This is a genomic window from Campylobacter concisus (assembly GCF_001891085.1).
Lineage (GTDB): Bacteria > Campylobacterota > Campylobacteria > Campylobacterales > Campylobacteraceae > Campylobacter_A > Campylobacter_A concisus_O.
In genome coordinates this window covers 146,883-159,986 of sequence record NZ_JXUP01000003.1, presented here as the reverse complement: position 1 = coordinate 159,986, position 13,104 = coordinate 146,883, and the positions used below count along the sequence as shown (strand labels likewise).

Annotated in this window: 6 protein-coding genes and 1 pseudogene; 6 read left to right on the top strand and 1 reads right to left on the bottom strand. The window is 38.0% G+C overall.

Annotated elements, in window-relative coordinates; all coding sequences use genetic code 11:
- Positions 1-4: 4 nt before the first annotated feature.
- The 5 genes from TH67_RS02775 to TH67_RS02755 all read left to right on the top strand — a co-directional run bounded on the left by TH67_RS02775 (position 5) and on the right by TH67_RS02755 (position 10,033).
- Positions 5-1,018, top strand: a complete 1,014-nt coding sequence (locus TH67_RS02775) for an ABC transporter substrate-binding protein (RefSeq protein ID WP_072594258.1) — start codon at positions 5-7, stop codon at positions 1,016-1,018.
- 396 nt (positions 1,019-1,414) lie between these two features.
- Positions 1,415-3,277 (top strand): 8-methylmenaquinol:fumarate reductase flavoprotein subunit, encoded by a 1,863-nt coding sequence (sdhA, locus tag TH67_RS02770; protein WP_072594257.1) that lies wholly within the window; start codon positions 1,415-1,417, stop codon positions 3,275-3,277.
- 9 nt (positions 3,278-3,286) lie between these two features.
- Entirely contained in the window at positions 3,287-4,252 is a 966-nt protein-coding gene (sdhB, locus tag TH67_RS02765; RefSeq protein ID WP_072594256.1) for an 8-methylmenaquinol:fumarate reductase iron-sulfur subunit, read from the top strand.
- Between the two features lie 2 nt (positions 4,253-4,254).
- Positions 4,255-5,112, top strand: coding sequence for an 8-methylmenaquinol:fumarate reductase membrane anchor subunit (gene sdhE, locus TH67_RS02760; protein WP_072594255.1), 858 nt, complete (start codon positions 4,255-4,257; stop codon positions 5,110-5,112).
- A 214-nt stretch (positions 5,113-5,326) separates the two neighbouring features.
- Positions 5,327-10,033 carry a hypothetical protein gene (locus TH67_RS02755; protein ID WP_072594254.1) on the top strand — a complete coding sequence of 1,569 codons (4,707 nt, stop codon included), beginning with the start codon at positions 5,327-5,329 and terminating at the stop codon, positions 10,031-10,033.
- A gap of 57 nt (positions 10,034-10,090) precedes the next feature.
- On the opposite strand, the gene htpG is transcribed toward TH67_RS02755, so the two are convergent.
- Positions 10,091-11,947 (bottom strand): molecular chaperone HtpG, encoded by a 1,857-nt coding sequence (htpG, locus tag TH67_RS02750; protein WP_072594253.1) that lies wholly within the window; start codon positions 11,945-11,947, stop codon positions 10,091-10,093.
- A gap of 247 nt (positions 11,948-12,194) precedes the next feature.
- On the opposite strand from htpG, the pseudogene TH67_RS10770 reads away from it, so the two are divergent.
- A pseudogene (locus TH67_RS10770) lies at positions 12,195-13,091 on the top strand (Cache 3/Cache 2 fusion domain-containing protein); the annotation flags it as partial.
- Positions 13,092-13,104: the final 13 nt, after the last annotated feature.

Sequence of the window (13,104 nt, the reverse complement as noted above, 5' to 3'; positions counted from 1 at the left end):
AAATATGTTTAAGAAAATTTTGCTTTTGGCTTTTTTGCTTGTTAGTTTGCAAGCAAGAGTGGTGCTTGATAGCGACGATAAAAAGATAGAAGTGCCTGACGTGATCGAGCGTGCGACGCCTTTGATAGTGGCATTTGTGCAGGTCTCTGCGATGCTTGGCAACGAAGATCATATAATTAGCGGTGCACCAAAACTGCCTCCACTAATGTCAAAAATTTTTCCAAAAATAAAGAGCAACGACAATAAAAGCGGCATGCTAAGTAGCAGCGTCGAGACGATCATCGCTTCAAAAACGCAAGTTGTTTTTGGACCAGTTGGTATGATGTTTGATGAAAATAGCAAGGCTCAGCTAGAGAGCGCTGGCATCGCAGTTGTGAAGATAGATAAATTTCAAAGCATCAAAGAGATACAAGATAGCTTTAGCAAGATCGCTGAAATTTGGGGCGAAAAGAGCGTAAAAAGGGCGCGTGAGTTTAATGACTATTTTAACGAGAATATAAAATTTGTAAGCCAAAAAACAGCAAATTTAACGCCAAAAAAGAGAGTTTTGGTGCTTAACTATAACTCAGGAAACTTTAACACCATTAGCTCAAAAGATATCGGCGCAGAGTATATTAGCGTGGCTGGTGGTATAAATTTAAGCTCAGGGCTAAGCGAAGGGGATTTTAAAATTTCAAAAGCAATAAACGAAGAGCAAGTCATCATCTTTAACCCAGATATCATCATCACAAATTCGCAAAAAAGTGCCGATGCTATCGCTAAAAACGCATCATTTACCAAGCTAAAAGCTGTACAAAATGGAGAAATTTTTGTAGTGCCAAGTGGCGTTTATCTTTGGAGTGTAAGAAGCGCTGAAGGTGCGCTTTATCCGCTTTGGCTGGCTAAGACATTTTACCCAGAGCTATTTAGCGATCTAAATTTAGAGCAAAAAACAAAAGAGTTTTACGAGAGATTTTATAACTATAAGCTAAGTGATAGCGAGCTAAAAGAAATTTTGCACCCAAAGGGTGAATTTTGATAATAGGACAAAAATAATGTTATTTAATATATTTAATATATTTATTTAAGTATAAAAGTAAATTTATCTTTCTAATATCCTAAAAAAGAGCTTTTAAAGCTTAAAAACTCAAAAATAAAAATAAACTTCAAATCTGTAGAAATTTTTATATATTTTATAAAATTTCTACCGCTAAATTTATATAAACTACCTTGAAAAGCCCATTTTATCCTTTTTGATTTTAATACCAGCTCTCATTTCTTAATCTAAAATAAATCTTTATGTTTTTTTTAAGTAAATTTAATGTAATGTTTCATTATTAATTATTTAATTAATGTAGTTATTTTAAAAAATATTAAGAAATGAACTGGCGGTGCGTTTTAAACGTTAAAAATTTACTAAGATAGGAAGTTATCAATGAGTGAAAAATTTACCAGAAGAGAATTTCTACAAAGTGCCTGTATCAGCGTAGGTGCGCTAGCTACAACAGCTGGTACGACCAATGTTTTTGCTGGTGAGTTGCCAAAAGGCAATGAAAGTGGCTTACCATCTGTTGATGTGCTAATAATCGGCTCTGGCGGTGCTGGACTTCGTGCAGCAACAGCCGTTCGCAAGCAATATCCAAACTCAACCGTCGTTGTTGCTACAAAGATGATGCCATCTCGCAATGCGACCTGTATGGCGGAGGGTGGCATAAACGGCGTTACTGACTTTAGTAATGGCGATAGCTTCAAGCTTCACGCTTATGACACAGTTAAAGGTGCGGCTTATCTTGCCGATCAAGATGCAGTTGTGAAATTTTGCGAGGCAGCAGGCGCAGTCATCCACGAGCTAGACTACAACGGCATGCTCTTTTCTCGTATAGACAATGGCGACGTGTCCCGTAAAGATAATGGTGATGTTGCGTTTCGCTTCATGGGTGGTGCTAGCAAAAAGCGCTGTAACTACGCGGCTGATAAAACTGGCCACATTTTGATGCACGCCTGTCTTGATGACGCTATCACAGCTGGCGTTAAATTTCTAATGGATCATGAGCTGCTTGAGATCGGTCTTGAGGATGGTAAGGTTGAAGGCGTCGTTCTTCGCAACATCCAAGATGGTCAAATTTACCCAGTCCTTTGCAAGTCACTTGTCATCGCAACTGGCGGCTACACTAGAATTTTCTATAACCGCACATCAGTTCCATTTATAGCAACAGGCGATGGCATAGCTGCTGCGCTTAAAGCAGGTCTTGGTTTTGAAGATCCTGAGATGCTTCAGTTTCACCCAACTGGCGTTCAAAATGGTGGCACACTAATCACTGAAGCAGCCCGCGGTGAAGGTGGATACTTATTAAATAACAAGGGTGAGCGTTTTATGAAAAACTATCACGAAAAGATGGAGCTAGCTCCTCGTGATGTTGTCGCTCGTGCGATCGAGACAGAAATTCGCGAGGGTAGAGGCTTTGGCGAGGGTATGAGCGCTTATGTACTTTGTGACGTTCGCCACCTTGGCAAAGATACTATTATGAAAAAGCTTCCAAAAATTCGCCACACAGCTATGCTTTTCCAAAATATCGATCTAATCGAGCAACCAGTGCCTATCCGCCCAACAGCTCACTACTCAATGGGCGGTATAGAGGTAGCTAAATTTGATGATATGAGCACAAAAATTCCTGGAATTTATGTAGGTGGCGAGGCTTCATGCGTATCTATCCACGGTGCAAACCGCCTTGGTGGTAACAGCCTAACTGACGCAGTTGTAACTGGCGATCTAGCTGGCAAAGGTGCTGGTGCTTACGCTCAAAATGCAAAATTTGCAAGCGGCAAAAAGACTTCTGAGCTAGCAAAAATGTGGCAAGATAAATTTAAAGCCATAGCAACAGGCGAGGGCGGTGTAAATGATATGTACGCACTTCGTGAAGAGCTTGGTAAAAATAACTGGGATCTAATGGGTATCTTTAGAACTGGCGCAAAACTTGATCAGCTCTCTAAAAATTTAGAAGCTATCCAAGCAAAATATGACACCCTTAAAGTGCCAAATCAAAACCCAGTCATGAACACAGCATTTACTGACTATGTCGAGCTTGGCAACCTTATACTTCTTTCTCGTGCAGCATGCCTTGCAGCGCAAAATCGTCTTGAGAGCCGTGGCGCTCACACAAGAGAGGACTATCCAAAAAGAGATGATGTAAATTTCTTAAAACACAGCATAGTCACACTAAAAGACGGCAAGCTTGAACTTAGCTACAAAGACGTTGTGGCAGGCATATTTTCACTTGATGGCAAGAAGCCAGAGTAAGGAGCTAGGATGAAAATTATTATCGACCGCTTTGACGGAACTAAAAAATATGAATCAACTTATGAGCTAACAAACGAAGAGATCGCGGGAAAAACTCTCTTAACAGTGCTTCTTGATATCAAACAAAAAAAGGATGCGACGCTAAATTTCACAGCATCTTGCCGCTCAGCGATATGTGGAGCGTGTGCTGTTAGAGTAAATGGCCACTCATATCTAGCCTGTGATACGAAGATGAATGAGCTTTTGGCGGAGTATGACAATCCAGAGAGCATAAGAATTTCTCCACTTGGAAATTTTAAAGTGATCTCAGACCTCATGGTGGACTGGGAACCAAGTATTGAAAATTTACGCAAGATTAAGCCTAGTATAACTGCTAAGTCAGAATTTAGCGCAGAAAAAGGCTGTAAGCAAAGCCAAAAAGAGTATGACAAAGTAGCGCTTGAATGGGACTGCATACTTTGCGGAGCCTGTGCTAGCGAGTGTAATAAACTAGAAGCTGATGCGAGTGATTATATGCAGCCATTTGTCTTTGTGCATGCTTATAGAGCGGCGTTTGACTCACGCAACAAAGATCCTATGCCGCATCTAAAACCAGCTATCGATAATGGTCTTTGGATGTGTGTAAAGTGCCAAGAGTGCGCTGATCGCTGTCCAAAAGGTATAAGTGCATGCAAAGATATAACTGATCTTCGCATTATGGCTATACAAAAAGGCTTTGATGATGGTATGGGACCAGATCACGCTGAGGCGTTCTTAACCGATCTAGTTGATGGCTCAGGCAGACTAAATGAGATCAAGCTTGCACTTCGCTCTGAGGGAGTGTTTAGAAATATGGGCAAAATGGATATCGCTGCAAATTTAATGCTTGCAGGTAAGATGAATCCACTTCATATTTTCGGAGAAGAGGACATAGAAGGACATGATGATCTAGTAAAAATGATAAATGCGGCTCGCAAAGCTGCTAGTAAGGAGTAATTATGCAAAACGAATTCGCTTTTTTTCCAGGATGCGTACTCTCTCAAGCAGCTAAAGAGGCTAAGATGTCGCTTGAGGCTATCGCTCCGATACTTGGCTGGAAGCTTCACGAGATAAAGGGCTGGAGCTGCTGTGGTGCCCAACAAGCACAAGACGTCGATCCTATCGCTACGCTTGTGGCAAATGCTAGAAACATAGCGCTTGCTGAGCAGATGAATATGCCTATGCTTACGACATGCTCAACTTGTATGCTAACTTTAACAAGAGCTAAAAGCACGCTTGATAAGGGTGCAAAGGATCGCATAAATACTTTCTTGGCTGAAGGTAATATGAAATATAATGGCTCAACCGAGATCACAAGCCTTCTTTGGGTGCTTTATCAAAACGTAGAAACACTAAGAGCAAAGGTTGTTAAGCCACTTAGTGGGCTAAAAGTAGCACTATTTTATGGCTGCCACAGCCTAAGACCTGAAAAAGATCTGCATAATAGAGAAAGCTCGGTCAATCCAAAGAGCTTTGAAACCGTTGTAAGCGCACTTGGTGCTACTATTGTGCCATTTGAGAAAAGACTTGACTGCTGCGGATTCCACGCTAGCTACCCAGCTGGCACATCTGTAAGAAAAATGTCAAGCCAGATCGTAAATAACGCCGATGAAAACGGCGCTGACGTAGTTGTCACACCATGCCCACTTTGCCAAATGCAACTTGACATCTACCAAGAGAGATATCAAAATGAAAACCACTCAAACGTGAGAAAGCCAATCATTCACCTATCTCAGCTTGTAGGTCTTGCACTTGGACTATCTGTCGAAGATCTAGGACTTGATCTAAACATCATCGACGCTACTAAGATAGCGTAAATTTATCCCACGTCCTTTGGCGTGGGAAATTCTTAAAATTTATTTTTCTATTACAAACAAAGCAAATTTGGCATTTTATAAAAATTTTTAATATAAAAATGGATCAAAAATAATAAAATTTATTATGTAAATTCTTTTATTTATATAAAATATTTTTTAGCTATAATCGAGTGAAATTTTAAATGGATTGATTATTAAATTTAAAGGACTAAATATGCAAAACGTTGGTATAGTCGCAAAAATAAGTGGAAAAGTATTTGTAAAACGCAATGGAAAGTTGATCGCACTAAAACAGGGGGATGAGATATTTTTAGGCGATGAGATCATCACACAAAGTAGCGGTGACACTATCGTTATAAATTTCTACCACGCTTCGCCAATCACGCTACTTGAGCCCCAAACTATTATCATCACAAAAGAGCTATCAAAAGCAAATTTTAATACGCAAGGCAGCGAAGCCCAGATAGAAGAAGATAAGAGAAATTTTCTTGTTGAGAATGAAGAAACAAAAAACAAAGGCGAAGACGACAGCTCTCATAACGCAAGTCATAGTTCTCATGGCTCAAACCACGGTAGTAGCTTTGTAAGCATAAATGGTTTAAATTTTGATACACAAGGTCATATCTCAAATATTATTAGTGTTGATGGTGGTGCGGTTGTACTGCCAGTCATATTAAAAGAGTCGGCATTGGCACATAGGTCTATTAGCGGTGCGGTAGTAGCGGTAGAGCAAAAAGAGAGTGTTCCAGTTATTGCAGCACCAAGTGTTAGAATTTTAAAAGACATTGATGGCGACGGCTATATAAATATTGTAGAAGCAGGCGGTGATCCAAACCATACAAGTATAGCGGTTGCTTTTAATAATGACTTCAAGCCAAATGATAAAGTGACATTAGAAGTCATAAATAACGGTGTAAAGACTATGCTTGTTTATAAAGTTGATCAAGCTGATACAAGCGTGATAAATATAAATAATCCAAGTGAAATTTTACCTATTTCGTCAAATGCTACAAACCTAGAGCAAAAAGAATTTATCATTCCAAGTGTCACTGTCGCTCCAAATGCTACATTTAGTGTAAATTCTAGTATCACTCTAGCAAATGGCACTAATTCATCTGTGGCAAATATAGCCACAAGTGTTGATACTATCACTCCAACTCTTGCTTTTAAAAAGGTAGTTTTGGGTAAAGATTTAAACCGAGATGGCGTCATAGATGCAAGCGAAAATAGCTTTAATCCAGCAATTAGCACACCAAGTGATGATGCAAAGGTCATCTTATCACCAAATATGAAAATAGGCGACAAGATAAAACTAACTACCACTGATCCTGACGGAACTTTACATGAAAAAGTGCTGGTTAAAACATCTGGTAATATGCTTGTAGATAAAGAGAGCGGTGAGAGCTATCCGCTTACAAGTGAAAGTGGTGGAAATGTCGGTTTTAACGTAGCAAATGCGGTTAAAATTTCATCTTCAACTCCAACAAATGTAAATATCCAAATGATAAGTAAGTCGGGTAATCCAGGTGTAACTGAAACCATAGCCATAGCAAACAATAACGACCCAATCGCTGTTTTTACACTTGATGAGAATAAAGATGGCATGATAAATTTAGCCGAGCTCGCAAAAAGTGGTAGTACAGCCTTGATGATAGATATTTATGTGCCAAACAATGCTACAGCTGGTGACAAAATCCGTATAAAAGTTGATGATCCAGCTAGCGCACCAACAAGCGTAACAAAGACATATATCATCTCATCTGACGGACTTACCGCTACGCTTGATGGTGGCACAGAAATTATCCCTATAGAAAATGGCAAGATAACAATTGCTGATCCAACAAACTCGAGCGATCCAAGCATAAAAAGGCTAAGTACGACGATCATTGATGGCACGACTGGCACCCTAAAAGCTTCAAGCGTGAGTGAAATTTCAAGCGATACAGTTGCACCTATTAAATCCCCACATATACAGTTTGCAAAAGATAACGATAAAGATGGTGTTCTAACCAGTAAGGAGAGCGGCTTTAGCCCTGATGGTGTAAAGACACCGATAAAGATAAAAATTCCAAACGATGCAAAAGATGGTGATAAATTTGAGATAGATATCGCAGGAAGTGATGGCAAAACAGATAAAATCACTATTAAAATTTCTCAAAACGCATCTGGTGTATATAGTGCCACGAGAGATGATGGTGTGCCTATTAGTGTAAATAATGGTACTATAGAGACTACCACAAGGCTTTATGGGCTTACGACAAATTTTACAACTACATTTACTGACAAAGCTGGCAATAAAGCGGCCCCAGTCACAGACAAGATAACTCTAGATAATAGCATAAAGGTGCAGTTTGCAAGGGATAATGATGGTGATGGACTGATAGATAGTATCACAACTCCTTCTGGCTCGTCATCGACTCAAAGCGATCTTGATATCTACCTACCTAACAATACAAAACCAGGAAGCAGCATAAACGTCACGATATCAACTCCTACCATACCATCTATTACAACAACTGTCAAATATACCATAAGCGACGATGGATTAACAGCTATACCAAGTGATGGTTCGGCACCGCTTCCAATAGCCGGTGGTAAATTTAGCATACCAGACGTTCCTATTTCTATGGATCATTCTACGCCGGTTAGAGCGACTATCACAACACCTGGCGAGGCTACGACGACTGATGGTATCCGCGGTAGATTATTTGACTTTGGAATTTTAGAGTATATTGACGATGTAAAGCTTGCTACGCAGATAGATGGAGGAGTTATAAATATCGCAAAATACTTAAGGGCAGGAGATAATGAAAAAGTTATTCAGAAAAATAACTTTGATAATGAGAGCAAAACTATAAAAGAGTACAATATTTCGCTTACTAACGATGAGCAGCCAAATATAGTCTTTGGTGTAGACCGTGCTCCTGGAACCAAGCTTCGTTTAGCTCTTGAAGATAATCTTGGTAATGCTAAAATTTTACCAAACGGACAAAACTATATAGACCTAGTTGTAGGTGCGGACAAGCGTGTAAATATGGACTTTGAAGCGCTTGGGATAAAGCTAGATGAAAGATACTCAAATATTAGAGCGACTGTTTTAAAAAGTGATGAAACAAAAGATGATGATCTCTTGGTTCGAGTCGATCTTGATGCTACTCCAGATGCGATAGGAACACCAAATGCCACGTCTAATGTTACTAGTGTAGATATTTCAGGCAGTATCGGAACCGACTCAAATGGCAATAACACTCTTAATAAAAATACCATAAATAAAGTTGATCTTTATGATTTGCTAAATTCTGTTCACAAAAGCTCGTCTCTTGATAATACACATAGCTATTCTGAAAATTTTGCCCTATCAGCCAATAGCACTGGGGCAAATTTTATGATAAAAAATTCTGACGCCGCAGGAAACGTATCTATTAGCACTGTTACATTTATTGGCAACAGCGGTCTTGATGCTGATATGTGGTTTTACAACTACGTAGATCCGTCATGGAGAGCTAGAGTTGGTAATAATTCTGGTGTTTATAGTACGCGAGGAGGTAAGTCTATTTATAAAGACTATATGGAAATTTATTCCCCAAGTGCCTCTACTACCTATGATGTTGTGCAGTTTGCTTCAGGAACACACTATAAGACTTTGTCTAATCAAGGAAATATGCATGCGGAGGACCTAGCTAGAGTTGGTAGACACGGAGATAGTGCCTTATACGATGCGTCTAATCCATATGCACCAAAGAAATTTAGAAATGGCGTCGATACTGCTGCTGGTACTGGTGATAATATAGGCTTTGCAAATGGTGTTTTAAAAGGTAGACCCGGCAACTATACTCTTGGTGAGTCAAATCCTGTTGGTTCTGATCTTGTTATGAAGATGAATGGCTGGATATATGTAAGTGCACCTGGAATATACTCTGTAAGAGCAGCATACTTACATAACTATGCAGAGCTTACTATAAATGGAACGACACAAAAATTTGGAAGTCCAACAACATATATAAACCCAGCTACCGAAGCATCATATGGTAAAAATGGCCAGTGGTGGAGTAGGGATTTTACATTTGATAAAGCTGGTTTTTATAAACTTGATATGGAGTATATGGACGGAACTGGTGAGATGAACTTATCTTTATATATGCTTCCAAAAAGTGTAGCAAACACTTATGGCCCTCAAGATCCATATCCTTCATCTATGCTAGTTGGAGCACAAGGTAGCGGCACGCATCTCTTTAGTAATAATTACGTTGAAGCACTTATTCAAAATGGACATTTAAAAAAGATAGGGACTACAAATTCTTACGAGCTAAGTGACGCTAGTAAATACGGCGAATCAAATTTTGGCGATCTAGTATATCTAAGACAAGAGGGTGATATAAAAGGTGGCAACCTAGACGATGCTTTTGTTTATAGTAAGGGTAGAATGATAGATGGCAGAGGCGGCGTGGACACTCTGATAGTTATTGATGATGTGGATTTTTCAAATTTAGATAACGTTAAAAAGATAAATAACTTTGAAAAGATCCAGCTAGGAAGTGCCGATCAGGCGGTATCTATAAAATTTAGCCCAGATGGTGTCTTTGATATTATTGATAGCAGAAACACAAGGGATGCAAGCAATAGTGCAGCTAGTGAGAGTGTAAATACAGTGTTAAAAGTCATAGGCGATAGCAAAGACCTAGTACAGCTCACACATGACTTTGTAAAAGCTACAAAAGCTGATGTTGCTACGCTAAATAGAAAACATAGTGTTGTAGGTGACATATATAACAAAGTAGATGTCACAAGCGATGGTGACGCAGTAAATCAAGTCTATAAAGCGACATTTAATCGCCAAGAAACTATCAATGGAAATACAATAAACACAAGACACACTGTTTTTCTTGAGATCCAAGATGGTGTACAGGTCGATCTATTATAGAAATTTAAATTTTATAAAGAAGAGTAAAGCCCAAAATTTCTCTTGGGCTTTATAAATTTAGATAGCTTTTAACATGACTTTCGTTAATAGCTCTGAAAATTTAGCAGGATTTTCTAGGCTCATGCCCTCATTTAGCCTTGCCATATCAAGAAGTAAAGGCGCGATGTCATAAACCATCGCCTCATTTTTCTCAAGTTTTGCAAAGATTTCATGATCAGCGTTGATCTCCAAGATCGGTTTAACTTTTGGAGCATTTACGCCTTGTCCCATTTGTTTTAGCATCTCTTGCATAGCGTAATCAGGATCGTTTTTATCGTAAATTAGCACCGCAGCCGAGCTTGAGAGTCTTGAGCTTAGTCTTACATCTTTGACTTCATCTTTTAAAATTTCTTTCATTTGAACAAGCGTGTTTGCAACCTTGCTCTCATCGACCTTCTCACCGCTTTTGATCTCATCATTTATATCAGCGTGTGAGACTGATTTTAGAGGTGTTTTGTCAAATTCATTGACCATTGGCATAACGATCGTATCGATCTCTTCATCCATAATAAGAACCTCAATATCATTTTTCTTAAAACTCTCAAGAAGCGGAGAATTTCTTAGCATATTTTCATTGTTGCCGCTGATGTAGTAGATCGACTTTTGATCCTCTTTCATCGCTTCTTTGTACTCTTTTAGGCTGATAAGTCCGTCTCTTTTTGAACTTTTAAATAGGCAAAGATCTAAAATTTGCTCTTTTTCAGCGTTAAATCCATAAAGCCCCTCTTTTAAAACCTTGCCAAATAGTTTGTAAAATTTTATGTATTTTTCGCGGTCGTTATCTTTTAACTTTGCAAGCTCGCTTAAGATTTTTTTCACGCTTTGCTCTTTGACACTTCGCATGATCGCATTTTCTTGTAAAATTTCGCGGCTAACATTTAGTGGCAAGTCCTCAACATCAATGATACCCTTGATAAATCTTAAATATGGCGGCAAGAGTTCTTTTGCATCATCTGTGATGAAAACTCTTTTCACATAGAGCTTCACGCCACTTTGGTAATCAACTCTAAATAGATCAAATGGCTCGGTGCTTGGCGCATAAAATAGAGTTGAGTACTCGATCTTACCCTCAGCTTTTGTGTGGATGTAAAGGAGCGGGTCACTGCTATCGTGAGAAATTTGCTTATAAAAGTCGTTATAATCTTGCTCTTTAAGGCTAGCTTTGTTTAGCCTCCAAAGCGCATTTGCCTTGTTTATTTGCTCATTTTTAGTCTCATATGTGCCTTCTTTTTCGCCTTCTTTTGGAGCGACATAGCTTTGTTTATCCATAAATATAGGATAAGGAATGTGATTTGAATACTTCTTGACTATCTCTTCGATACGCCAAGAATTTGCAAACTCATCGTCATTTAAATGTAAGATGATGTCCGTTCCAAAGCTATCTTTTTTAGCATCTTCTATCTCGTAGCTTTTTGCATCAGATGTCCATTTATAGGCTTTGTCGCTAAGTGCTCGTTTGCTTATGACCTCGATCTTGTTTGCCACCATAAATGCTGAGTAAAAGCCAACACCAAACTGACCGATCAGCGAGCTATCTTTTTTAGCATCGCCGCTTAAATTTTTCATAAAACCTTTTGTGCCACTTCTTGCGATGGTACCTAAATTTGCGATGAGCTCATCTTTATCCATACCGATACCATTATCGCTAATGGTTAAAGTCTTAGCCTTATCATCTACTTTGATGTCGATCCTTGGAGTATAGCTTAAGCTTTTATACTTTTCATTAGTCAAGCAAAGGTAGTTTAGCTTATCAAGAGCGTCATTTGAGTTTGAGATGAGCTCTCTTAAAAATATCTCTTTGTTTGAGTAAAGAGAGTGGATCATCAAATTTAAAAGGTCATTGACCTCGGTTTGAAATTCAAATTTATCTGCCATTTTTCTTTTCCTTGTTTTAAAATTTTTGGCAAATTATAACACAAAGTGATAAAAATATACTTAACCTTGATAGCATTACTATCAAGGTTTTTAAATTAATTTTTTAAAATGATTTCAAAAAAGTTACAGTTTATGAATAAAATAATAACGATAATTTATTAATTATTATTAATTATGCATTCTTGTATAAAGTTTATTTAAAATAGTGCTATAATTAAGGCTAAAATTTTTGGAAAAAGGAGACAAAATGAATTTACGAAGCATTTTGGTAAAAGTTTCAGCAACGATTGCTACGGTTTTAGCAGTATCTATGATATGTTTTGTCGTATATACATCAAATATTTTAGAGCGTGAGATAAAAGATGGTGTGCTTACGACAGTAGAACAAAACGTCCAGCTTGCTATGAATACTGTTAAATTATTTGAAAAAGATAATGTAAGTAGTGCAGAGCTAATAATGAGTGTTTTTAAAGAGATGATTGGAAAAATTTCAACTAATCATCAGATGAGTAAGACTGGTAAATACGAAGCGATAGAACTAATATCTCAAAATGGTATTTTAAACAATAACTACGATATTCTAGATAAATTTAATAACGCTACAAAAGGCGGAATTTCAACGATTTTTGCAAAATCTGGTGATAATTTTTTAAGAGTTAGTACATCGGTGACGAAGGCTGATGGCAGTAGAGCTGTTGGTACAATGATTGACAAAAACGGTCAAGCCTATAAAAATATCATGAATAAAGAGAGGTATATAGGCGTTGTAAATTTATTTGGACGCAACTATATGAGTATTTATGATCCTATTATTGAAAATAACGAGGTAATAGGAATTTTATTTGTTGGTTATGATCCTACCGAGGGATTAAACAATATGAAAAAGACTTTTTCTGAGATGAAACTTGGTAAGCATGGATATTTTTCTCTTTACAATACTAAAACTGGTAAATTTGACTTTCATCCAACCAAGGCAAATCAAGAGCTAAGTAGTGAATTAAAAACTACTATGGATAATATTGTTAAAAAAGGAAAGGGTATTGAGCCTATTATAATTGATGGGGTTGACTGCATAGTTGCTTTTGAGTCATTTGATAAACTAGACTGGATGGTTTTAGGTTCAGCTGTTACTGATGATTTTTTAACACCACTAAAAG

What these genes read in the sequence shown, in the direction of transcription:
- TH67_RS02775 (WP_072594258.1), top strand. Translation starts at nt 5, where the DNA reads ATGTTTAAGAAAATTTTGCTTTTGGCTTTTTTGCTTGTTAGTTTGCAA.
- sdhA (WP_072594257.1), top strand. Translation starts at nt 1,415, where the DNA reads ATGAGTGAAAAATTTACCAGAAGAGAATTTCTACAAAGTGCCTGTATC.
- sdhB (WP_072594256.1), top strand. Translation starts at nt 3,287, where the DNA reads ATGAAAATTATTATCGACCGCTTTGACGGAACTAAAAAATATGAATCA.
- sdhE (WP_072594255.1), top strand. Translation starts at nt 4,255, where the DNA reads ATGCAAAACGAATTCGCTTTTTTTCCAGGATGCGTACTCTCTCAAGCA.
- TH67_RS02755 (WP_072594254.1), top strand. Translation starts at nt 5,327, where the DNA reads ATGCAAAACGTTGGTATAGTCGCAAAAATAAGTGGAAAAGTATTTGTA.
- htpG (WP_072594253.1), bottom strand. Translation starts at nt 11,947, where the DNA reads ATGGCAGATAAATTTGAATTTCAAACCGAGGTCAATGACCTTTTAAAT.